Below are 23,637 nucleotides of genomic sequence, written 5' to 3'. Positions count from 1 at the left end.
CTATAATATATTTAATCAGCTTCATAGAGGAGTTTTCAAATCATGTGCTTAGTTAATTTTCATTATAAACAACATCTCATATATTCTTTGATTGTGGCAGCAAACAGAGATGAATTTTATGAGAGACCAACTGCTCCTTCTCATTTTTGGGAGGATCACCCGACTGTATTAGCTGGTAGGGACTTATTACAATTGGGCACTTGGCTAGGCATATCTAAAAATGGCCGTTTTGCCGCTTTGACCAATTTTCGCGATCCTTCTCTGCAAGATGGCACTCAGTCACGTGGCACTATCGTAAAGGATTTTTTGATTTCTCATGAAAGCCCATGTGAATTTATAGACAAGCTTTCAAAGGAGCGCGACAGCTATGGAGGCTTTAATATTATACTAGCCGATGATATGCAATTTCTTCATTATAATAATGTGCTAGACGAAAGAAATGAGATAATACCAGGAACGCATAGCTTAAGCAACCATACACTCAATACTTCATGGCCTAAAGTAGAGTATGGCAAACGAGTATTATCTCAATATGTAGAAGAACATCCTGACCGAGTCGATCCAGATGCCCTCTTCAGCCTGTTAGCTAATGAAGAAGTTGCACCTGACCATACTCTCCCCATCACTGGTATTGGGATAGAAATGGAACGTTCTCTTTCTCCTTTGTTTATAAAGTTACCCCATTATGGTACACGTTCTTCCACAGTATTGCTGATAGATCAGGAGAAAAACGTAGATTTTATCGAGAGAACCTTCCATAATGGAGCATTTTATTCAGAAAGAAAATATCAATTTAAAATTAAATAAGTGTATTTGGTGGACATAGCCAAGTTAATAGTCTATACTTACGTTAATAGTTAAATGCTTCACTAGAAACATGAACTCACGTATTCGAAAAGGTGATCGTGCGTCTTATCGGTACTTTTTCTAATACGTGAATTTTTTTATCTTTTAGAACGTTTCTATTATTAAAATTTTTGGAGGTTTTTTATATGACACAAGGTACAGTAAAATGGTTTAACGCAGAAAAAGGATTTGGATTTATCGAGGTTGAAGGCGGAAGCGACGTATTCGCTCACTTCTCAGCTATTCAAGGAGAAGGCTTCAAATCTTTAGAAGAAGGTCAAAAAGTTGAATTCGATATCGAAGAAGGCAACCGTGGACCACAAGCAGTTAATATCGTAAAACTATAATTGACTGATAGCGGAACATAAGGATATTCCTTATGTTCCGTTTTTTATTACCACATATTTCTCCGATCAAGTCATCCCTCTAGTACGGAGGTAACCATATGAATTGAATCCCATTCTCCCAAAGAAAATCGAGATATGGGATATTTCTTCGGATTTAACATTCGATTAATTTCTGTGGAGCTTTTCCCTTCTGCATGCAGCTTCCTCACCTGCTCTTGAAACTCCCATAAAAACTCTAGCTTTCTAGTCAGCTTTTGCCTGCCGTTGTTCAAATAACCTGCATGACTGCAAATAACCTCTTGAAAATCATATGTAAGTACTTGCTCCAGCGAGGTGATAATTGTTGGTATACTCTCATCACGAAGTATGACACGTGTTCTTTCCAGACAATATAAATCACCTGTAAAAAGCTGTCCCGTTTCTCTATTAAGGAAAGATTTGTGATCTACAGAATGACCAGGAGTGTCGATTACATCCCAAATTGCATGCTTAGATTCGAAGGTGGTTCCAAGTGGCTCTGCACGAAAGGAGCGACGCTTTCCCCAAAAAAGCTTACGATAGAGAGGATAGTTGGCTTTTTTCATACATGCTAAGATCATTTCCTCCCCCATATATAGAGGAAGCCCTTTTTTCTGCATATAAGCTGCATTCCCGGTATGATCCTCATGATGATGAGTCAATAAAACTTGTTCAATATCCTTCGCATCCAGGAATTCCTTAAACTCTTTTCTCAAGGAGAACCCACCTGTATCAATGAGGACACCATCTATTACAAAGCAGTGCACATTCATACGCACCTTCTGAAAAGAGATATACCCATTCGCTATTCGTACTCCACTCTTTTCACTTTGCTCAAATCTCTTTTTAAATATCACCACATATCCTCCTCTTTCCCCAATCCTTTTTTATGGTTCTTCACTATAACTTGGGGTTGATTTCCGTTTTGGCTGGACGCTTTCCTGGGGGCGCGGCTCCGGGACAACAGGATTTTGTTCAGGAAAACGTTGGCACACGATGTGCCGTTCTTAGTTTTCCATCTTGTTTCGGATGCTTCCGAAACAATTGGATTTTCCGCACGGGTGCTCCTGTCGCAGAAGATATTTGCTCCTGTCGCTTCGCTTTCGTCGCAAATAAATTCGCTAATCCCCTAGGAGTCGCCAGCCGACACTTCAATCAACTTTTTCTTATCTGTCATCCCCAACTTTTGGTTAAGAACCTTTTTTATCCATTATATCTATATACTATTTGGAAAGTAAATCTAGCTATTAGACTGGCGAATCTATATTTGCTACTACAAGAGCAATGCTACATAGCAGAAATCGGTCAAAGAAAAAGGTGTCCCTTACTTATGGGACACCCCTCCTCCTTATTCCTCTTCATTCACAATTACTTGTTTCCCTCTCATTTTTAAAATGAGCGGAATCAGTAGCCAAGCTGCAGCAGCAATTAGGAAAACAACTGACAGAGGCTTTGTTAAAAATATACTGTAATCACCATTAGATATAGTCAAGGCACGGCGCATATTGTTTTCAATCATTGGTCCTAAAACGAGTGCCAGTACTAGGGGCGCCACCGGGAAGTCATTCTTAGAAAGCAAGTATCCCAAAATACCACAGCCTAGTAATAAAAACAAATCGAAGGTTGTGTACTGAACTGCATATACCCCAAAGAAGGAGATAGCAATGATAATCGGAAGTAAATACTTTTTCGGTGTCTGAATGATTTTGGCAAACACTCTAACTAGTGGCATGTTTAATAAAAGTAGCATTAGGTTCCCTATGAACATACTTGCAATAAGTCCCCAAGCAACCTCAGGATGCTCATCAAATAATAAAGGGCCTGGTTGAATGTTATACATGATTAGTGCACCCATCAGGATTGCCGTTGTTCCAGATCCAGGAATACCTAGTGTTAAAAGTGGAATCATTGCTCCACCCGATGCAGCGTTGTTTGCAGACTCCGGTCCGGCTACCCCAGCAATATTCCCTTTTCCAAAGGTTTCTGGTTTTTTACTAAACTTCTTTTCCGCTGTATAGGAGAAAAAGGATGCTAAAGTTGCTCCAGCTCCAGGTAACACACCTATGAAAAAGCCTAATAAGGAACCACGGACAATCGGTACGGAGCTTTCCTTCATTTCTTGTTTTGTTGGCATAATGCGATTAATCTTTGCAATGGTTCCAGTATCCTGATCACGCTCTAGGATTGTCTTGAATACTTCACCGAGTGCAAACAAACCTACAGCAATCGTTAAAAACTCTAGACCAGAATAAAGGATTGGTTGTTCATATGTAAATCTAGCAATACCAGAAACCGCATCAATCCCGATTGTTCCAAGCATCAACCCGAAAACGGTCATGATTAAAGCCTTGGTCATCGACTTACCAGCTAGACCACTTACTGCAGCAAGACCTAAAAGCATTAAGGAAAAATATTCTGCTGGACCAAATTTAATGGCTACATTTGACAGTGGCTCTGCCAATAATACCAATCCTACTAAAGCGATAATTCCTGCAACAAACGAACCGATTGCAGAAATTGCTAAAGCTGATCCAGCACGGCCTTGCTTTGCCATCTGATAGCCATCTAGTGTAGTCACTACAGATGAAGACTCGCCTGGTGTATTTAATAGAATAGAAGTAGTAGAACCACCATACATAGCACCATAATATACCCCAGCTAATAAAATAATAGAGCTTGCTGCGGCAGCCTCAGTCGGCATTCCTGATGTAATAGTAGCTGTCACAGGTATTAACAGCGCTACCCCACTCATTGGACCAATCCCTGGTAACACCCCCACAGCAGTCCCTATGATCACACCTACTAATGCGAATAATATGTTATGCCATTGAAATGCAACACTAAACCCATCTGCTAAAAACTGTAATGTATCCATCGCTTTCTATTCCCCTTTCTTAAAACGGTAACCCTGGAAGTGAACCGCCCAGGAGCTCCGAAAACAGATAATAGATTCCCACTGAAAAAAGAACAGATATAGCCAGGGAATACATAATCTTTCCTTTTTCCATCGTTTGGAACGCCACTAATAAGAATAAGAAAGTGGAAAGCACATATCCGATTATTTCTAATAAGAAAGCATAAAGAAGTGCACTAACAAAAATAATAAGAAACTTTTTATACTGGAGCTGTTCTTTCCCTGTCTTCTCCGATTTGTACTTAAATGTTTCGTAAATTAATCGGGCACTTAATAAAATGAGAATGATTCCAAGCCACATTGGAAAGACTTTTGGACCAACTGCAGACCCATACGCACTATCTGAAATGCGCTGACTCTCTACTACAAATAAAATACCGATTAATAAGAAGGAAATCCCCGCAATCCTATCAAATTTTTTGTTCAAAACTGTCTCCTCCTAAACAGAAAAGGCGACACTCCGGAGGTCGCCTTTATCTATTATTTTTGCATTCCTAGAGCGGTTAATAATTCTACAATTACTTTGTCCTGCTCCTCTAGATATTTGGTAAATTCCTCTGAGTTTCTATACTCGCTAGCCCATCCGTTTCTTTCTAGCTCTGCTTGCCACTCTTCAGATTCTACTAATTTCTCTAGCTTTTCTTCCCAATAGCTTTTTGCCTTATCAGACATTTCCTTCGGTCCAAAAATACCTCTCCAAATCGTGAACTCTGCATCGATTCCCGACTCTTTAAAAGTTGGCACCTCTGCCAGCTCGCCTTCTAGTCTTTCAGAAGAACTAACTGCTAGTACGCGGACATCGCCAGACTTTACATATGTTGCAATAGTAGAAGCATCTGTCGCGATTACATCTGCATTATTCCCAAGTAAAGCAGCAATTGCTTCTCCGCCTCCATCATAAGAAACATATTTCACAGACTTTGGATCAATTCCCGCTTCATGAGCTGGAAGCACTCCAACCAAATGGTCCATCGACCCTGGAGCAGACCCACCCGCAAGCGTCACAGCCTTTGCGTCTGCTTTAATAGCATCCAACACATCTTGAAGCGTTTGGAACTTAGAATCACTTTTTACAACGATTGCCCCGTAATCACGTGTCAGCTGTGCTAGTGGGGTAGTATCCTTGTAGCCATATGGACTGTTTCCTTCTGCCTTATTGTTGTTAATTAAGATAGGGGGTGATTTCACCATGAGCATATAATCATTTTTTGCTTCCTTTGTAGCAAATTCCGCCATATAAACTGCTCCACCACCACCCGGCTTATTTTCCACTGTGATTGGCTTTTCAATAATTTTTGTATCATTCATCGTTTTTGCTATTGCTCTTGCTGTTAAATCCCATCCTCCACCTGCACCTGAAGGAGCTACGATTGTGATATTACTAGTCGGGTATTCCTCATCTGCCTGTGTAGACGAACAAGCTGCTAACCCTAGTGACAATGTTGCAATAGCAGCAATTGAAGTGAATTTCTTCCACATATTCATACAACCCCTTATAAAATGATAGCGTTTTCAAAACGCTTTCTATTAATTTATCAAAATATTAGTTATTTTCAATGTTTCTGTCGATAAGTTAGATAAAGAAAATAAAGTCTATTTTGTTCATAAAGTTCATGCGTTAAGAATGGGGGATGTTAATAGACTTTGTGGTTACGGCATGGGAATTTGCGATTCATCTATCTTGCGATTATTTATAACTCTTATCGCTCGATAGACCGCTGGTTTCGATCGATATCCCAAGCCCTGGCCTCTCACCGAGCGATACTGCTTTAGTTCCGAGCGATAGAATCCATTTTCCGCTCAATAGCACCCTCTTATCACTCGATAGACTGCTAGTTGCGATCGATACCCCAAACCCTCACCTCTCACCGCGCGATACTGCTTTAGTTCCGAGCGATAGAATCCATTTTCCGCGCGATAGCTAACTCCACTCGAGCGATAGAACCCAAATACCGCGCGATATCCTTCTTTTATCGCATGATAACACACATTTACTGATTGATGCCCCCAAACTCGTTTGAGTAGCATCCTTGACCTATTAACACGTCTCTCTGAATCTTGCGATTAAATCGTTATGGGTTGTCAATCTTGTATGCGGCCTTGCGGTCATCACATCTCATGCCATATAAAAAAGAGGTCCTTCTAGAAGGTCCCATTTTTGTATCCTTTTATTTAATAAAATATCTTCTTTCTGGTCTGCCTACTGTTCCATAGATTAGTTCTGTATAAACTACACGCTCTGATACAAGATGTTCTAAATAGCGTCTGGCAGTAGATCTGCTAATCCCAATTTCTTTTCCGAGAGATTCTGCCGTAATCCCATTCTCCAGCTGGGTTATATGGCTAACCACTTTTTCTTTCGTAATCGGATCTATCCCTTTCGGAGGTAGAGCTTCTGTTTTACCGGAGACACTAGACTTATTCCACAATGATTTGATTAGGTCCTCTTGTACCTGACCTTCCCCTGCAAGAATGTCCCTTTTCGCTTTATAGGCAAGCAGACTTTCTTTAAATTTTTCAAAGGTGAGAGGCTTTAAAATATAATCGGCCACACCGCTTCGAAATGCTTTTTTTACAATCTCTGATTCTGCAGCGGCGGTTATAAAAATGACGTCTGTTTCTGGACTATGCTCCTGAATCATTTTTAACAGCTTTGTACCAAGTGTATCTGGCAAATAAACATCTAATAGAATTAGGTCCGGCTTAAACGAGATGATCCAATCCTCCGCTTCCTCTCCTGTATGTGCTTCCCCTATCACACGGAACCCTTCTAGCTTTTCAATAAATCTACGATGTATATTGGATATACGTTTATCATCCTCCACAATGAGGATCTCAATGATTTTTGTCATGTAAATATCCTCCCTTTGGAATGGAAACAATAAATAAGGCTCCACCCAGATCTCCTTTTTCTAGTGAAATTCTACCTGCCATCTCCTCCAGATTTTGTCTGACCTTTAAAAGTCCAAAGCCTCGGTTTTCTGCATTTTTCGTTGATACTCGATTGGTCAATAAATCTTCTAGCAACTCATCAGAAATGCCAGGTCCTGAATCCTCCACTTCTATGACAATCTCATCTCCATTATCAAATAAGTAAATGCGCACCAAGCGCTGATCCATAGGATTTTTTTCAACGGCCTCAAATGCATTGGTTACCAAATTACCAATGACAGACACTAATAGATGCTTTTGTAGATGAGCAGGAAGCTGCTCTAAATAGCTGTCCTCGTCTAAGATAAATCGAACCTTTAATTCTTTTGCCCGATTAAAAAACCCAATGACTATCCCTCCTATAAAAGGATCCTGCAGCCTTTTAGTCATGAACTGTATAAGTGATTGATGCTCAGCTGTTTCTCTCTGAATTAAATGAATAGCTTCCTCGTAGGAGTTTAATTGTATCAACCCTGAAATCGTATAAAGGAAATTGTTATACTCATGCGTTTGTGCCCGTAACGCTTCGGTATATCGTTTCACCTGGGATAGTTCCTCGGCTAGTCTGTCGATATCCTCTTGTAACCGAAAGCTCGAAACTGCCCCGACAATTTCATTGCCAACTCGGAGCGGTATTCTATTCACAATGGATTTTTTCCCTCTAATCTCCATCGGTCGATCCAAATGCTTTTCTCCAGACTCCATCACCTGTGGTAAGTATGTATTCGGGATAACCTCCCATATCTTCTTCCCAATCAGGTCCGCCTCCTCTGGAAGTGAGAGCATTTCATATGCAGCTTGATTCATCATCGTTATAGAGCCAGTCGCATCTACCATGATAATGCCTTCCCTCACAGATTCGATCAATGTATTGCGTTCTGTATACAAATTAGCAATTTCGGAGGGTTCCAGATTAAAAAGCTCTTTTTTTATATTACGAGAAAGTAAGCTAGAGCCTCCCACCCCTAATACGATTGCAACCAATACGATATAGCCTATATTGTCGATATAGCCTGCGAATATATGGGAGATATCTTCCTTTAGGAATCCTACAGAAATAACACCAATAATATCTCCATCCTCATTGAAAACAGGGGCCTTTCCTCTAAGCGCCGTCCCTAATGTACCGGTCGCTTCGGACACATAGGATCGTCCATAGTTTAGTGCCTGTTCATTATCATCCCCCACCATTTTCTGTCCAATTCTTTCTTTTACGGGATGTGCGTAACGGATCCCCTGTTCATTTCCTATAACAACATACTCTGCCCCTGTCAAACGCTCTATGTCTGTAGCTATAGGCTGTAAGGCTGCTACAGGATCATCTGCCGAGAAGCCAGCAACAATGTCGGGTCTTTCAGCTGTTGTTTTAGCTATGCTTAATGCTCGTTCCCCAATTTGCTCTTCTATCGCATGGGAAATTACCATATAAAATGATAGACCGATGATTATTGCTAGAAATGAAACAAATAATGCTCCATAAAAAAAGATTCTCGTTTGAAGGGATCGCTTCTTCTTTTTCTTCATTTATCCCCACCACACATTCGATAAATAAATTACGATTGTCACCGTTATGCAACTGAGAATGGTGCTTAGTAAAACAATCTGTGCTGCTAAGTTTGGTTCTACATCATATTCTAAGGCAAGTGTCGCACTATTACGTGAGGTTGGAAAAGCACTTGCGATAAAAAGCGATTGTGCCACTACCCCTTCTATATCCATAAGAAAAATCAGCCCCAAAGCTAATAGGGGGCCAATGAGCAGCCTACCAAATGAGCTCATCAAAATAACACGACTAAAAAGTGTTTTTATATTTATTTGCGCAAGCTGTGCGCCAAGCGTTATTAACGCAATAGAAATAAAAGCGTTCGCTAGATACCCTAGTGGAATCTCTAAAGAAATAGGTAAACCAATATTCCAATAGTTCATAATAGCCCCGAGAATCAAGGCATGTACAAGTGGTAGGCGAAGCAGACTTTTTAAAATATCCAGACCAGATTTTGTGGAAGAAATCAGGTTATAAAGACCATATGTATAGGTAATAATGTTTTGAAAAATAACAATGATTATCTGAATAGAGGTTCCTATTGGATTTGCCGAAAACAGCATCTGACTCACTGGAATCCCATAGTTTCCTGAATTAATAAGCACAATGCTATTTTGAAATAATGCAGCTTCCCTCTTCTCCAGTCGCAATAGCTTACTCATTCCCCAACTAATAAGCATTAATCCCAAACTAAAAATAATTAAGTAGAAAATGATTTCTCCTAAAACACTAGCATTTACTTGCGTCTCGTAGATATTTACAAAGACAGCAGCGGGCATTAGGCAATAGGTGATGAGGTTAGACAAAGCTTTCAAATTAAAGGAGAATTTTATTTGTAATACCGCTCCTATTATCAGCATAATCAGGATTGGAGCTACAACCTGAAAAAACACCATTCCCAAATACTCCAAGGAATATCCTCCTCCTTAATTTTTAAATCATTTGAATTTTACAATCATTATCTCACTCCTTTTTCATTTCTGCTATAGAAATCTTTCTGCTCCATTTACCCCTATATCCACTCCTTTTACCTAGCAGAACAGCCCTCTTGCCGAAAATAAGGGGACTCCCTAAGCATCTATGTGTACAATAGTTATATAAATTCAAATAGTATGTATATTCAACAAAAAAAGGAGGCAACTGCTTGAAGGTATCTATAACAATTGATGACCAGCTAAAAGAACCCAAACTGACAATTGAAGTACCTGAGTGGAATGATACCATTCAAGAGCTACTAGACTATATAAAAAGCCAAGAAAATCATTTTCTTGTTGGAAAGCTTGGGGACTTACAGCATATATTAAAGCCTTCTTCTATTCACTATTTTTATTCAGAAGGAGATGCGGTGTTTGCTGTAAACGATGCTGGTGTCTACAAAATGAAAGAAAAGCTATATGAGCTTGAGGCTATTTTACCCTCCAATCAGTTTATACGGCTTTCTAAATCGGTTCTAGCAAATTTACATGAGTTAAGTAGCTTTGAAGCTATGTTCAATGGGACACTTTGTGTGTATTTTAAGTCTGGCACAAGGGAATATGTCTCACGTAATTATGTACGTAGAATAAAAGATGCTTTACAAATGAACAGGAGGAAATAAGCATGAAATCTTTTTTATGGAGAAGCATGGTTGGGGTGTTTTTTGGATGCTTTGTATCCATCATCATTACAGGTATTATCATCCTTAATGGACAAGAGATGTTAAATGGGCACTTATTTATAAAAAACTCCCTGGGCTCCATGTTTTGTGGCTGGTTATTTTGGGTAACTCCTTTATATTTTGAAAATTTAAGAGTTTCCTTAATGAAGGCAACTATCTATCACTTTCTAACGCTCTTTATAGGCTATATCGTTTTTGTATTTTGGTTTAGATGGGTTCCCTTAAGTGTCATAGGAATCGCTATTTCACTTCTTCTATTTGTATTCGTTTATCTATGTATTTGGCTCGCTTTTTATTTCTATTCAAAAAATCAAATGAAAAAGCTTAATGAAGAATTAAGTAGTTTTAAATTAACAAAAGGAGAGATATGATGGGTTATTTTATGGTGTTTTTAGGAGCTGCCATTCCCTGGCTTGAGCTAGCATTAGTTATACCTGTAGGAATTATTGGAGGCTTAAATCCTTTTTGGGTTGTAGTTACAGGCTTTGTAGGGAATATGGTAACCGTCGTTGCGCTCATCGTTGGTTATGACAAATTTAAGCTTTGGCTTGCCAAGAGAAGAGAAGGAAAAGAAAAGCCCGAATCGAAGCGAAGCGAACGGGCAAAGGAGTTATGGAACAAATATGGACTACCAGGAATGATTATGCTTGGACCCATTTTAATTGGCTCCCATATAGCAGCATTTATAGGGATGACGTTAGGAGCTACAAAGAAAAGCACATTATTATGGTCTACCATTAGTATAGGCGCTTGGGCTCTTGCCTTTGGGATTGTGACAGCATTAGGGTTTGATTTTTTTGTCCGTTAGACCCTAATCTACCTAACTTTGTGTTGTAATCATCGGCTCATACATCATAATGGCATGATTATGGGTAATGAATTCATCATCAACCAGCTCATTCTTTACATTAAAGACTCTACGGTGGATACTATTGTGCCTAACGTATCCTCCCCAATATTCTAAGGAAATTAGATGATCCTTTTCATAAACCTCGTAGGTTCGAGTTGCAGGAAGGTCCGCCCTCCACTCTCCTACTAGATGAGTATCTGTTAGATAGAGAAGCAGTTGATAGGGCTGAGCTGTTTCATTTTTAATCTGAAGGTCTAGATAGTTGTATGCACAGGTTGCTCCGCTCCCAAATGGCTGACTTCTGTTGGAATCTGGAAATACATCATAGCTATGTCTATATCGCTCAGTTACTGTTAGTGGAGTGTGAAGGGTCATCCAATAGATAAGGTTTGATAGCTGACAAAGTCCTCCACCTATTCCGGTAGTGACTTTGCCATAATGTAAGATCATTCCTTCCACATAGCCCTTCCTCTTCCCAGTACTACCAATCAGCCGCCAATAGGAGAATATTTCCCCGGGTTGGAGGACAATCCCGTTTATTTTTCCGGTAGCTATCTTCAGGTTATGAATTTTGTTATGCTGAAGCCACATATCGACGTCCTTTAGTTCTCTTAATAAAAGCGTTTTATGTGTAAAAATGAGCTCCTTCTTTGGAGCTGCCTCCTTCCTTTTCGCATACGTCTTCTTCCCCAAATACCATTCCGTGTATCGCTTTGCACGGTAATATTTCTTACCTAAAAATATTCTTAAATCACTTCTCTTTTTTGGCTGTAACGATTCCATCCGCATCCCCCTCGCCCCTAATTTTACCGATATGTAAAATTTAACATTTTTATTTCTTTTTTGGTAGCAATTATTTCTTCCATATAAAAAAAAGCGAGTAATGACCCAAGCCCGGTTCATTAACTCGCTTTTTTGTGATTATTGGTTAATATATAGCTCAAATACGTCTGCAAAATCCTTTTTCACGTACTTATCTTGCTGTTCAATCATCCAATCTGTAGCAAATTTCGCAATAGATTCGAAGGAAGCAGCAGGTGTTACATCCTTACTTTCAATCTTCCCTACTGACTGAGCCGCATACCCTAAGCTATTTTGAGCAATTTCAAATTTCTTTTTGTTTTCCTTCATTTCTAAAGAAATGGCATGAATTACTTTATATAAATCTTTAATTTCATTTGTAAATTTCTTGTGAATGTCGATGGAAAGAGGAACATTTCCAATAGTAAACTTAATCTCCACGTCTAAGTCGATGGTACCAGCAGTTTCTAAGGCTACCTCTGTAATTGGATAATACGCATAATCATATCTACGAAGTAAACGTTTTTTACTTACTGCATTTTCTCCATCCACATGAATTAATGCCTTGTTTGTAAAGCAGTACTCATCTGCTTTTGTTTTAATAAGGAAGTAAATAACCTCCCCTGCTTCATGCATGACGAAATCGTCTGATTCTGTCTTGTCATAATCTGTTTTAGGGACTACTACTCCAATATCAGAAATCCCTAATGCATCGGATGCTAACTTTTTTAACATAGTCTTTCCTCCTTAATCTAACATACTATTAATATAGATTATCGGATGGGTATAAGGGAAGTGGTAAAAATATATACATTTTGTTAAGATAAACCTCTACATATTTGGAAAGGAATGTGATAAATGAAAAGGATTGTATATAGTTTTGCATGGTCTATGTTGGTGATATCCGCCATGACAGCATGCAACCCAGAGGAATCAGCAGAGAAAGAAGAGCCAGTTCTAGAAGGTAAAATAGAGGATGCAACAGATGCTTATCTTTCTGCAGTGGATGTTGACTATGCCTATGAATTTACAAAGAGCTTAGGTGAGTTTAAAACAAACGAGAAGCTTGGCTACCGTACTGCTGGATCAGAAGCAGAGATAAAAACTGGTGAAAAAATCGGACAAGAAATGGAACGCATTGGTCTCGAAGAGGTTACAAAGGATGAATTCACCTTGGATACATGGACATTTGAAAAGGCTGATTTAACCTTTACAAATGAAAATGGAGAAGAGCATCTTGCTGTATTAGGTGGCTATCAGGTCAACTTTGATACCGGTGGTGAAAAGGAATTTGACATCATCTATGGTGGCAAAGCGACGGCCGAGGACCTTGAGGGGCTAGACATAGAAGGTAAACTTGTCTTGATTGATATAAATCAACGTGAAGAATGGTGGATCAATTATCCTGCCTACCAAGCTCATTTAAAAGGTGCAGCTGGAGTAATCGCTGTGCAAGAAGCTGGCTATGGTGAAGTAGATCCTGATGCGTTAAACACGCAAGATGTTTGTGGACCAGATGATGCCCCTGCCTTTTCGATGTCACAGACAGATGGAAACAAGCTAAAGGCAGCATTAGAGAAAAGCGAAAATGGAACAATGACTGTTACATTCGATGCGAAGTCTACTGTAGAAATGAATGGGACAAGCTATAACTATTATGGAAAGATAATAGGGAAAGACCCGGAATCTTATATTATTTTATCAGCCCATTACGATTCCTATTTTGAAGGCTTCCAGGATGATAATGCAGCAATCGGCATGCTAATGGGAGTTGCCAAAGGATTAATCGATAGCGGCTACCAGCCTGAAAAAACAATTATCTTCAATGCATTAGCAGCCGAAGAATGGGGAGTTTCAAACTCACGTTATGACTGGTCTACAGGCGCATACAATCAAATCTTTAATATTCATCCAGAATGGGTAGGAAAAGCATTTGCCAATATGAACTTTGAAATGCCTGCATACGAGCATACGACTCAGGATGAAATTCGAACAGTTTACGAGTTAAATAAATTCATTACCGATTTTACCAAATCAGTACCGAAAATTGAAGGTGTGTATGAAGACGGGGTTTCAGTAGTATCACCTCTCAGAACATGGTCTGATGATTTTTCATTTAGCATTGCTGGTGTTCCCGCACTGCGCAATGACTTCCAGGATAGCGATTTTTCGCGTACCCATTATCACTCCCAATTTGATAATGAGGATGTCTATAATGAAAAAGCTTTTAAATTCCACCTTTATCAATATGGGATGTTAACGATGCATTACGACCGTACAGCAGTTGTTCCTCTAGATTTTACTGCACGTCTTGAGGCAATGAAGGAAAAAATAGATGAGGAAGCATTTGAAATCGCAGATCTTCCTACAGATACGTTAGTTGCTGAAATAGACAAAGCGATACAAGCTGCAGAAACAGTAAATAAGCATGTGAAGGAAATGAATGATGATTACCTTGCTGCTCTTCAAGAAGAGGATTATGCAGCTGCTAAGAAGCTATATAACGAAAGTCGTAAGCTAAACAGTGGCCTACTCGAGGCATTCAAACACTCGGAGGATCAATTTACTCGTTTAACATGGGAGGACGGAAACATCTTTCCTCATGAGCATGCTCAAGGTAATATCTTAAACCTCCAAGCTTCTATTGATGGGTTAGAGAAAGGCGATATTGCGACACCTCTCGATGAACATCTATGGTTAATCGATAATAACTGGTATGCATACGACTTCGAAAAAGAAGTATTCGATTACTTTACTGACTACGTGTTAGAAGCTTCTCCTGATAAGCTAACTTGGGGGGAAGGAAGAATCGTGGGTCACGTAGATTTATATGACCTCATTCATTCCTTGAAGGACAAGCGTGAGATAGAAAATGCAGACGTAACAGAGGAAATAACACAGCTCCAAAAGGTATTAGAAGACCAAAAATCCTTGCTTAAATCTACTGTTGATAAACAAGTTGCAGGGATTGCAGAGCTAACAAGGCTACTAGAAAGACATCAATAATCTTAAATATATGAAGACACTGTGACAAACCAAATGAGAAGCCCTTATGATTCTTATCAAATGATAGAATCATAAGGGCTTTCTTGTTATAGAACCTCCTATTTTCCGTAGCGTTGGACTCTTTCTCCCACTACCTTCAAATTACAGAAGCTCTCTAATCACTTTTCCTTCTAAGTATATTTGAATATTCTCCACTGCTCCTTGAAAATAGACCTCATAATTCCGCTTCGTAACGTATCCTAAGTGCGGTGTTGCCAGCAGATTAGATAGTTTTCGAAAGGGGTGATCTACAGACAAAGGCTCCATCTCAAATACATCTACCCCTGCTCCAGCTATCCACTTATTCTTTAGAGCAAAAACTAAAGCTTCTTGATCTATAATCGGTGCTCTGGAAGTATTAATTAAATAAGCACTTGGCTTCATCCATTGAAGCTCTTGCTCCCCAATAAGACCTCTTGTCCGATCACTTAGGACAAGATGAATGGAAACAAAATCGCTCGTTCGTAGTAGCTCCTCCTTAGAGGAAGCAAGCTCAACCCCATGCTGCTCCGTTTGCTCCTTCGTAAGGTTTTGACTCCATGCAACCACCTTCATACCAAATGCTTTGGCTATAGTAGCCATTTTTGTACCTATTTTACCTAGACCAAGCAATCCTATCTGCTTTCCATATAAGTCTGCACCTATTGTGCTTTGCCAAGGCCCACCATTTTGAAAATTGTTGTTTTCTAAAGATAAATTTCTAGCCAATCCAAGAATCAGCGCCCAAGCAAGCTCAGTTGGAGGCTCCGAATGACTTTGTGTACCACTAACGGTTATTCCATGCTTTTTAGCAGCCTGTAAATCGATACTAGCATTTCTCATCCCTGATGTTACTAATAGCTTTAACTTGGGTAGCTGCTCCAATAACAAAGCATCAAAGGGCGTTCTCTCTCTCATTATTACAATAATCTCAGCTTCCTTGATTGCTTCTACTAGCTCTTGTCCCTCTATATGTTCAGTAAGAGAGACTACCTCCACCTTGTCACTTAAAATAGACCAATCTGCCATGGACAAAGCTACCTGTTGATAGTCGTCTAAAATGATACACTTCATCTTCCCATCTCCCCCTATTGAAGGTAATCAATTACAATTTGTAGAATTAATAACACTGTAACTACACGTAAAAGCGGTTGAATAAGCTTTATTGGAAGCCTCCTTGCGACCCTAACCCCAAGCTGTGCCCCGATAATCGCTCCAGCCATTAAAGCAAGAGTGAGTGGCCATACTATTTTCCCCGTTGATATGTACGTAATGGAAGCCCCAAAACAGCTTGCAAAAACGCCAATCCTAGCTAGCCCTACTGCACGAATATAGGCAATTTTTTCACTCGCATAGAGATACAATGCCAATGTACTGCTACCTGGACCGAACATCCCATCATAAATCCCGATTCCAAGTAAAGACGGTACCGTTTTCTTGTTTAATTGAAAAGTAGCAGTACCCTCAAAATTCCCTTTTCCCATAAAGGAATTGATGAATGCAAAGCTTAATAGGATAATTGCTACTAAGGTTAGCGTATCTCCTGATAAAAAAGAGGCAATAAGCCCACCAAGGATCCCTCCGCCTAGGCAAAATACCAATACAGAGACTGCTTCTTTAGCACTGACTTCCTTCTTCAAAAAAATAACGAGAAAGCTAGATAATGAGCTTACCGTATTCGACACCTTATTAGCCCCTATAGCAGAATGCACGGGTAGGCCCATTAACAGCATCATCGGTAAGCTAATTAACCCCCCACCCCCAACTAAGGTTCCAATGACATTCCCAACAATCCCAATCATAAAAAAAATAACAAACTCCATGGCAATGCCTTCTTTCCTCTTCTTGTAAATTTAGAATACTCTTTAAAATATAATAAGTAAATTCAATACAATTTATGGTTTTCCATTTGAAATACTTATAAATATTGGCAGGAGATTAAGCAATCTTAGAAGAAGTAAGCACAGCAAGGAGGTTTTCCAATGAAGAAAATAATATTTCTTTTATGTTTACTTCTATTAGCTGGTTGCTCCGATACGAAAAAAGAGGTGGAAGGAGAAGAGGGACGAGCGGAAATCGTTGCTGCTAACCTAAACATTCCATGGGATATCAACAAGCATGGAAATACCTTTTTCATTTCCGAACGAATTGGACGAATTGCAGTCGTAGAGGAGGAACAGCTCACTTTCGAGGAAGTACGCTTTTCTGATGAGTTGTCTAGCGCTCCAGAGGCAGGATTACTTGGTTTTGTACTTAAGCCTGATTTTAAACAAACACAGGAAGCATTTGCTTACTACACCTATGATAGGGATGGGAGCTCGTATAATCGAATCGTTTCTATTAAAAGAGAGCAAGGCAGTTGGATTGAGCAAGAGATACATTTAGATAATGTGCAAACTGGTAGCATCCATCATGGGGGCAGATTAGAGATAAGCCCTGATGGAACCTTATTTGCAACGATAGGCGATGCAGGGAACCCAGATTTAGCACAGGATTCCGATTCACTAAACGGAAAAATTCTTTCTTTGACAGACGAGGGCTCCTTTGAAATCTATTCTTCCGGACATCGTAATCCACAAGGCCTTGCCTGGGATACAGAAGGAACTCTCTATGAATCTGAGCATGGACAAGCCGCAAATGATGAAATTAATAGGATAGAAGAAGGCTCCAATTATGGCTATCCAATTATCGAAGGGGAAGAAACAAAGGAAGGTCTTATTACACCAATCTATACTACCGGTAAGAAGGAAACATGGGCACCATCCGGAGTAGCCTTTCACAAAGGAAAGCTTTATATAGCAACTCTGCGAGGTGAGGCAATTAAAGTGCTAAATTTGGAAACAAGAAAAGTAGAACAATCCATTTCTGGCTATGGTCGTATAAGGGACGTTTTCTCTGATGGAGATTCTATTTATTTTATTTCCAATAACACCGATGGCAGAGGAAATCCAGGAGAAGAGGATGATAAGCTGTACCGTCTGAAGGAAAAAAACTGATGTGGAGATTCCACATCAGTTTTATATGTTTCTTTTATAGCGCAGAGAAACGGTATTGTCCTCTTGATTACTTTCATAGGCTTGCTGCTCCCCTTGATAAATAAAACCTCTCGCTTCATAAAAAGGTATACCAAGCATATTATCCTTCGCCACAGACACCCATTGTTCTGTTGCTCCGTATTTATTTTTCTGTACGTCTGTTAAATATTGAAGTAGCTTAGTGCCAATACCGAGATTGCGTTTTTCCGGATCTAAATACAGCACATAAACCTCCGCTATATTTTCGTCGTATACCCCACCCCCGATAGCACCTACAATCTGATTATCAAGCACTGCAACAAAATAACCGTTCCAATCCTTGTTCGTCTCTTCTATTTCTTTTTTAATTCGTTCTACGGTGTAAAACTTTTCAATTACTTTTTCTATGTACTCTTTTGAATAAAGATTCTTATATGTATTCCACTGACCTGCTATACAAACGTCTACTATCCCTTGCTCGTCACCTGGTAAAGCCTTTCTTATAATAATGTCCCTTATATGTAAGACCATTGCAACCTGCTCCCCTTTTGTTCCCATGTAGCGCCTACCCTCATCTATAAATCCAGTGGCTGTATACACTCCCTGCGCAGGTTTATTGGCCTCATTTACACCCAATACAATCTGCTCAATATCCGAATCCAGCTGTTTTACGAATGCAGGCAATAGCCTTAGTGAGGCCTTTGCGATTCCTTTTCCCTGAAAATTTGGGTGTATGGAATAACCCCTAAGCAATAAACTCTTTTCCTGATCTGTATAATGAAACTTATCCTCTCCACTATCCAATACAAAAAAACCAGCAACCTCTTGATTAAACAAAATGACAATCGGCTTGTATCCTGGATTCGTCTGGCATCGTTTTAAAAGTTCAACCGGAAAACCTGTAAACACCGATTGTTCTTTAGAAAGCTGATAGTTTAATGCCTCTCTATACTTTTTATGATAGCTTTCAAGCGTAACCATTGCCATCCCTCCCATTTATTTAATATATCACAAAATTCTTGCTACAATATAGCTATCTAGGAGGAATAAAAGATGAAAATAGCCATAATAGGTGGAGAATTGGTGGCCTTTGTGCAGTCGTTACGCTACAAGCACTTGGACATGAGATACAAGTTTACGAAGCAGCTACCGGATTCCGACCTGTCGGTGCTGGTATAGGCGTAGGTTCTAACGCAATGCAGGCATTAATGAAAATTGGAGTAGGAGATAATAGAAATCTAATTTAAAAGTGCCTGGCAAGGCACTTTTTTAGTAATCTTGTAAACCAGATTCATCTATCACATCTAAATGCTTCGGAACCTTTAAGTGAATATAGATTGTGTCCCAGAAATACCTCTTCTCCTCATTGTTCATAAATTCCTCAATAGCCAGTGCTGGCTTTACATGATGTATATTCCTCTCTACCTTTTGTTCATGCATTATGGATAGAACATCTTCATTCCAATTAATTTGTAGAATACTCGGCTCTGCTTTTATTCCACCATAAACGTTATTAGACCGGTAAACGGTCCCCTCTACAAAGGAATCCTCAGAATCAATCCAATCAATCCAAACCTTCGTTTGTACCAGCATGTCAGAAGCCAACGTGACCTGGTCACCTGCTACGTCATAGGAAAAGGAATCCACCAGCATATGGTCTATGTTATTCATATTCTTTTCTTGAAAAGCTTTCTCCAATTTCATATTCTCCTGATAAAGCGACTCTATCTGTTGCACTGAAAGAGCTGTTTCCCCCTTGTTTGGCATTGCAACAAAGATAAGAACAGATCCAACTAAAACAAATACATACAACAAGATAAAACCCTTACTAACATTCATACTTAGTCTCGGCAGCCTTTTAACCGTTCGAAATATAATCCCCGATAAAACAATAAAAGTTAGTAATAAAATGATAGGTAAAATAGCTGCTATACTCATGTTCTTATCTCCAATCTTTTATATACAATCCCTGCAACGAAAATAAGCGCCAGTGAAGTCACCATTAATTTTAAAATCAAGATTAAATTAGAGGAATCGACTAACAAGGTCTGTATAATTCCTTGCCCAGTAAATGTGAATAGTAATGCCAAGGCCGCTATTGGTAAAACCAGCTTAAACAGCTTAGAATACTGTACTAGCGTCCCTGCAAGATAGCCTACTGCTCCAGCTACCCAAATATAAAAGATAAATACTAAGATTGTTAGGATTGCCTGCAACGGCTCATCAAAATTCGTTGTGCTCCTCACAACCTCCATTCCCCTAAAATGAAGGACAATAAATAAAAGGTAATAAGTTAAATAAGTTGTCACACCTGCAAATAGACTAAGAATAAAAAGCATGATACCGTTTGCTATGTTACCGCTTTTTGGAGTTCCAACAAAGCTTGCATCATCGAACCTATACCCTTTTGATGGTAATAGGTAGCCAACAATAATGGACCATACAACCATAAGTAGGAGAACTAAGTCTAATGAGTAGATGTAGATATTTACATAGCCATTACTACTCATTCCTGTGCCCATATTTGAAAGCAATAGCGCCAAGATTTGTATAACTACCATCGAAACTACCGCAGACAAAGAGACCTGTAATTTAAAAGAGACTTGAGATTTTACAACCGACCACATATTACTATTGATCAAAAACATCATCTATTTCCCCCTTCGCTTCCTCTGTCACATACCTGCACAGGCTACTAACACTCACAGGCTTAATCGTGATTTCAGAAGGTACTGTATCAATCGACTCAGCTTTCACAATGACAGTTTGATAATGCTCGTTCACCTTTTTCGAAGTAATCACTTGTTTATCCTTCATCCAACTGGTTACTACTTCAATAGGCCCCGTTGCAGATAAAGCATATTCACGTAAATCTTCTACGGACTCATGAAAATAGACATTCCCTTTATCAATTAACAGAATATCCTCTAAAAGGTTCTCTATCTCCGCAAGATGATGACTAGAAATCAATATAGTACGAGGTAGTGCTATATAATCCTTTAGCAGAGCCCTGTAAAAATCAGCACGAACTGCTTCATCCATCCCATTCGTCGGTTCATCAAATATCGTAAGCTCACATCTAGTCGCTAAACCAAATATCATATTAAAGGTAGCGCGATTCCCCTTAGACAATTTAGAATGACGTTGCTTTGGATTCAATTGAAAATACTCAAGTAGCTTATTCGCAAGCTCACTATCCCATTTCTTATAAAAGGAAGGAGCAATCTCAAAAATCTGCTTTAAGTTTATGGAATCAGGAAACGTCATCCCATCATCGATGAGAATACTATTAGCAGAAACAAGTAAGCTATTAAAAGGCTTCTCTGAGAAAACTTGAACATCCCCGAAAGTAGGTTTCATATATCCTGATAAAATCTTCAGAAGCGTAGTTTTTCCGGCTCCGTTTCGTCCAATTACACCGGTAATACTTGGATTTCTAATTGCAAAACTGATATCTTCTAAAATATGAGTTCCTCTATACTTTTTCTTTAAGCCTCTACATTCAATGACGTTCCCCATTACTCTACCCCCTCCTTATTCAATCCCCTAATAAGCTCAATTAATTGTTCCTCCGACACTAATAGTCTCTTAGCTTCTCGAACAAGCTCCTCAGCCAAGCTAGTCAATGTTTTATTTTTACGTTTATCCAGAATCATCACTTTCGCCTCTGGTGTAACGAACATCCCTAATCCCCTTTTCTTGTATAAAATTTTATCTTCTACTAACAAAGTCAATCCCTTTGCTGCAGTGGCAGGATTAATATTAAATAATTCTGCCAGCTGGTACTGGGAATTAACTTTACAGTCTTGAACAAAACGATCTGCTATTATTTCATTTTCAATCCACTCTGCAATCTGTATGTATATTGGCTTTGTGCTATCCATTTGAATCATGATATAAGGAATCCTCCTTTCCTAAGGGAAGTGAGTACATTAGTGCAGTAATGTACTATGTTTTAGTGTAACTTTAAAGTCAGAAAAAAACCACTATTATTTAAATAGTGGTTTCTACTATATCTACATCAAAGCTAAGGTTTACTGGCTCCATAGGTAAGACATCAGAAGCCAAAAGATTAGTAGTTGGTACTTTTTCATCTACTTCTTCTATCTTAAATTCATCCATCCAAACTTCTCCATCACCTTGGAGGATTACACCAAAATAAATACCACCTGCTGCTGGAGATACATCTAGTACTACTGTGTAGTAATTCCAGCCTGTTGTTCCTTTGATCGGTCGATTACTCATATTATCAAATTGCAGGGTGTCTCCATCATTTGAATCAATTCTCATCCAAAGTGCAGCCATTCCTTTAACATTTTTCGTTTGGATAAAACAAGAAAGCTTAATCCTTTTCCCTTTCCAATTTCCTGCCTGAAACTGTTGCATCATTGTTCCAAAGTCATTATCCAGGGTTTCTTTTATAGATTTTAAATAGCCCGATGCATTTCCCTGGTGCACCTCCTTAAAATCTCTGCCTATCTTGTACTTTTGAGGTGCCATCCCACTTAAAAACCATCCCTTCATGCTTACTTCCTCCTTATTTTTAGTTTGGTTTATTAAGGATTTCATGAGAGTACGATATTTACCTGGCGGTAATCCATGTAGCTTTCTAAATGCCCTGGTAAAAGCTTCTTGTGATTCAAACTGATAGCGTACTGCAATATCTATAATTCGATCGTTCGAGTAAATAAGTCTTAAAGCTGCAGTTGTTAACCTCCTATTACGCAGATATTCATAGAAAGACAAACCGACTTTCTGATGAAACAACCGGTGAAAATGATAAAAGGAATACCCTGATACTTTTATTATCTCATCCTTATCAATGGATTCCTCCAGCTTTGTTTCTAGCCAAGTAATTGTCTTATGGATTAAACTCATCTCTCATTCAACTCCTTATATACAGTTTATAACCTACAAATTATTAAGTTTTGATAATTTTTGCTATTAGTTTCCTTTTAGACAAGTATAGGAGATTAATAATAAGAAAGAGAAGAGAAATGTTGTTTTTCTGTAATATTTCCTGGGAAATGTCATTTGGAGGGGAAAGGTAGTTCGACATTAAGAAGAAGAGAAAAATTTTTTATTACTTATTGTTGCTTTCTTTAAAAATAAGAGACCGAGATAGACTTTTCATCTTTAACAAGAGGGTAAAATTGCTGGTGGGAGAATGGTCTCGGAATATATCCCTCCTTTTAGTCCGGCACGAATGAGAGTAAAATCGGCTTATCCGAGAGTAAATGCTCCCCGAATGAGAGTATTCTTGCTGAATGAGAATAAATGCACTCTATCGGAGAGTATTGCTTCCGTGAACGAGAGTAACAAACACCTATTCGAGAGTATTCCTCCTATGAACGAGAGTAATTTCTCGGTTATCTATGAAAGCGATTATTTTTTGAATTTCCCCTTATAAAGGTAACCGGTAAGCATTTGCCATGCCTTTTACCATTTTAGGTCTTCTAAATTACTTATGGATGCTCGAATAGGAGACTGATAGGTATGGGCTATGCCCTTCACGATAATCGTTTTTAATCTTTACATAGTAGTTGCAAGTGGGAGAATATCTCGGAATATATCCCTCCTTTTAGTCCGACACGAATGAGAGTAAAATCGGCTTATCCGAGAGTAAATGCTCCCCGAATGAGAGTATTCTTGATGAATGAGAATAAATGCACTCTATCTGAGAGTATTGCTT

Annotated in this window: 25 protein-coding genes; 8 read left to right on the top strand and 17 right to left on the bottom strand. The window is 39.0% G+C overall.

The features are described from left to right. Nucleotides 1–42 precede the first annotated feature (42 nt). A complete protein-coding gene (locus AC1ECF_RS17055; RefSeq protein ID WP_480390634.1) occupies nt 43–807 on the top strand; it encodes an NRDE family protein in 765 nt (254 codons plus the stop codon). Between the two features lie 185 nt (nt 808–992). Then, on the top strand, nt 993–1,193 hold the full coding sequence (locus AC1ECF_RS17050) for a cold-shock protein (RefSeq protein ID WP_480390633.1): 201 nt from the start codon (nt 993–995) through the stop codon (nt 1,191–1,193). 71 nt (nt 1,194–1,264) lie between these two features. On the opposite strand, the gene AC1ECF_RS17045 is transcribed toward AC1ECF_RS17050, so the two are convergent. The 7 genes from AC1ECF_RS17045 to AC1ECF_RS17015 form a co-directional block, all read right to left on the bottom strand. Next, on the bottom strand, nt 1,265–2,068 hold the full coding sequence (locus AC1ECF_RS17045) for an MBL fold metallo-hydrolase (RefSeq protein WP_480390632.1): 804 nt from the start codon (nt 2,066–2,068) through the stop codon (nt 1,265–1,267). A 491-nt stretch (nt 2,069–2,559) separates the two neighbouring features. After that, nucleotides 2,560–4,086 carry a tripartite tricarboxylate transporter permease gene (locus AC1ECF_RS17040; protein WP_480390631.1) on the bottom strand — a complete coding sequence of 509 codons (1,527 nt, stop codon included), beginning with the start codon at nt 4,084–4,086 and terminating at the stop codon, nt 2,560–2,562. Between the two features lie 19 nt (nt 4,087–4,105). After that, on the bottom strand, nt 4,106–4,552 hold the full coding sequence (locus AC1ECF_RS17035; protein ID WP_480390630.1) for a tripartite tricarboxylate transporter TctB family protein: 447 nt from the start codon (nt 4,550–4,552) through the stop codon (nt 4,106–4,108). 53 nt (nt 4,553–4,605) lie between these two features. Then, a complete protein-coding gene (locus AC1ECF_RS17030; protein ID WP_480390629.1) occupies nt 4,606–5,604 on the bottom strand; it encodes a Bug family tripartite tricarboxylate transporter substrate binding protein in 999 nt (332 codons plus the stop codon). 689 nt (nt 5,605–6,293) lie between these two features. Continuing rightward, complete coding sequence (locus AC1ECF_RS17025; protein WP_480390628.1) at nt 6,294–6,977, bottom strand: response regulator; 684 nt, start codon at nt 6,975–6,977, stop codon at nt 6,294–6,296. Continuing rightward, nucleotides 6,961–8,580: an ATP-binding protein gene (locus AC1ECF_RS17020; RefSeq protein WP_480390627.1), complete on the bottom strand. Its 1,620-nt coding sequence runs from the start codon at nt 8,578–8,580 to the stop codon at nt 6,961–6,963. The genes AC1ECF_RS17025 and AC1ECF_RS17020 overlap by 17 nt, the downstream gene beginning before the upstream one ends. After that, nucleotides 8,581–9,510, bottom strand: coding sequence for an AEC family transporter (locus AC1ECF_RS17015; RefSeq protein WP_480390626.1), 930 nt, complete (start codon nt 9,508–9,510; stop codon nt 8,581–8,583). 233 nt (nt 9,511–9,743) lie between these two features. On the opposite strand from AC1ECF_RS17015, the gene AC1ECF_RS17010 reads away from it, so the two are divergent. Genes AC1ECF_RS17010 through AC1ECF_RS17000 form a run of 3 tightly spaced genes read left to right on the top strand, consistent with a single transcriptional unit; the run spans nt 9,744 to nt 11,064 of the window. Continuing rightward, nucleotides 9,744–10,196, top strand: a complete 453-nt coding sequence (locus tag AC1ECF_RS17010) for a LytTR family DNA-binding domain-containing protein (protein ID WP_480390625.1) — start codon at nt 9,744–9,746, stop codon at nt 10,194–10,196. 2 nt (nt 10,197–10,198) lie between these two features. After that, nucleotides 10,199–10,627 carry a DUF3021 domain-containing protein gene (locus tag AC1ECF_RS17005; RefSeq protein WP_480390624.1) on the top strand — a complete coding sequence of 143 codons (429 nt, stop codon included), beginning with the start codon at nt 10,199–10,201 and terminating at the stop codon, nt 10,625–10,627. After that, nucleotides 10,624–11,064, top strand: coding sequence for a small multi-drug export protein (locus tag AC1ECF_RS17000; protein WP_480390623.1), 441 nt, complete (start codon nt 10,624–10,626; stop codon nt 11,062–11,064). Before AC1ECF_RS17005 ends, AC1ECF_RS17000 begins: the two co-directional genes overlap by 4 nt. A gap of 12 nt (nt 11,065–11,076) precedes the next feature. On the opposite strand, the gene AC1ECF_RS16995 is transcribed toward AC1ECF_RS17000, so the two are convergent. Together AC1ECF_RS16995 and AC1ECF_RS16990 are read right to left on the bottom strand one after the other, a co-directional pair. After that, the gene (locus AC1ECF_RS16995; RefSeq protein WP_480390622.1) at nt 11,077–11,895 is read right to left on the bottom strand and encodes a VanW family protein; all 819 of its coding nucleotides are present in this window, start codon (nt 11,893–11,895) and stop codon (nt 11,077–11,079) included. A gap of 132 nt (nt 11,896–12,027) precedes the next feature. Then, on the bottom strand, nt 12,028–12,642 hold the full coding sequence (locus tag AC1ECF_RS16990; protein ID WP_480390621.1) for a PH domain-containing protein: 615 nt from the start codon (nt 12,640–12,642) through the stop codon (nt 12,028–12,030). Nucleotides 12,643–12,765: 123 nt separating this feature from the next. On the opposite strand from AC1ECF_RS16990, the gene AC1ECF_RS16985 reads away from it, so the two are divergent. After that, the gene (locus AC1ECF_RS16985; RefSeq protein ID WP_480390620.1) at nt 12,766–14,913 is read left to right on the top strand and encodes a M28 family peptidase; all 2,148 of its coding nucleotides are present in this window, start codon (nt 12,766–12,768) and stop codon (nt 14,911–14,913) included. 141 nt (nt 14,914–15,054) lie between these two features. On the opposite strand, the gene AC1ECF_RS16980 is transcribed toward AC1ECF_RS16985, so the two are convergent. Together AC1ECF_RS16980 and AC1ECF_RS16975 are read right to left on the bottom strand one after the other, a co-directional pair. After that, on the bottom strand, nt 15,055–16,005 hold the full coding sequence (locus AC1ECF_RS16980) for a D-2-hydroxyacid dehydrogenase family protein (RefSeq protein ID WP_480390619.1): 951 nt from the start codon (nt 16,003–16,005) through the stop codon (nt 15,055–15,057). Between the two features lie 14 nt (nt 16,006–16,019). Further along, complete coding sequence (locus tag AC1ECF_RS16975; RefSeq protein ID WP_480390618.1) at nt 16,020–16,754, bottom strand: sulfite exporter TauE/SafE family protein; 735 nt, start codon at nt 16,752–16,754, stop codon at nt 16,020–16,022. A gap of 159 nt (nt 16,755–16,913) precedes the next feature. Here AC1ECF_RS16975 and AC1ECF_RS16970 point away from each other — a divergent pair, with 159 nt between their 5' ends. Continuing rightward, nucleotides 16,914–17,927, top strand: coding sequence for a PQQ-dependent sugar dehydrogenase (locus AC1ECF_RS16970; protein ID WP_480390617.1), 1,014 nt, complete (start codon nt 16,914–16,916; stop codon nt 17,925–17,927). Between the two features lie 21 nt (nt 17,928–17,948). On the opposite strand, the gene AC1ECF_RS16965 is transcribed toward AC1ECF_RS16970, so the two are convergent. After that, nucleotides 17,949–18,926, bottom strand: coding sequence for a GNAT family N-acetyltransferase (locus AC1ECF_RS16965; RefSeq protein ID WP_480390616.1), 978 nt, complete (start codon nt 18,924–18,926; stop codon nt 17,949–17,951). Between the two features lie 38 nt (nt 18,927–18,964). Here AC1ECF_RS16965 and AC1ECF_RS16960 point away from each other — a divergent pair, with 38 nt between their 5' ends. After that, nucleotides 18,965–19,192, top strand: coding sequence for a hypothetical protein (locus AC1ECF_RS16960; RefSeq protein ID WP_480390615.1), 228 nt, complete (start codon nt 18,965–18,967; stop codon nt 19,190–19,192). Nucleotides 19,193–19,214: 22 nt separating this feature from the next. Here the strand turns inward: AC1ECF_RS16960 and AC1ECF_RS16955 are convergent, their stop codons facing one another. From AC1ECF_RS16955 to AC1ECF_RS16935, 5 genes are all read right to left on the bottom strand, one after another. Next, nucleotides 19,215–19,883 carry a hypothetical protein gene (locus AC1ECF_RS16955; RefSeq protein ID WP_480390614.1) on the bottom strand — a complete coding sequence of 223 codons (669 nt, stop codon included), beginning with the start codon at nt 19,881–19,883 and terminating at the stop codon, nt 19,215–19,217. Further along, complete coding sequence (locus tag AC1ECF_RS16950; RefSeq protein WP_480390613.1) at nt 19,880–20,596, bottom strand: hypothetical protein; 717 nt, start codon at nt 20,594–20,596, stop codon at nt 19,880–19,882. Before AC1ECF_RS16950 ends, AC1ECF_RS16955 begins: the two co-directional genes overlap by 4 nt. After that, on the bottom strand, nt 20,577–21,464 hold the full coding sequence (locus AC1ECF_RS16945; RefSeq protein WP_480390612.1) for an ATP-binding cassette domain-containing protein: 888 nt from the start codon (nt 21,462–21,464) through the stop codon (nt 20,577–20,579). The genes AC1ECF_RS16950 and AC1ECF_RS16945 overlap by 20 nt, the downstream gene beginning before the upstream one ends. Beyond that, entirely contained in the window at nt 21,464–21,841 is a 378-nt protein-coding gene (locus AC1ECF_RS16940) for a GntR family transcriptional regulator (protein WP_480390654.1), read from the bottom strand. The genes AC1ECF_RS16945 and AC1ECF_RS16940 overlap by 1 nt, the downstream gene beginning before the upstream one ends. Before the next feature lie 97 nt (nt 21,842–21,938). Then, nucleotides 21,939–22,823, bottom strand: coding sequence for a helix-turn-helix transcriptional regulator (locus AC1ECF_RS16935; RefSeq protein WP_480390611.1), 885 nt, complete (start codon nt 22,821–22,823; stop codon nt 21,939–21,941). Nucleotides 22,824–23,637: the final 814 nt, after the last annotated feature.

It is taken from the genome of Psychrobacillus sp. Z3-81 (assembly GCF_056620325.1).
Note: the sequence above shows the minus strand (reverse complement) of the source record. Positions and strands in the feature narration are given on the sequence as shown.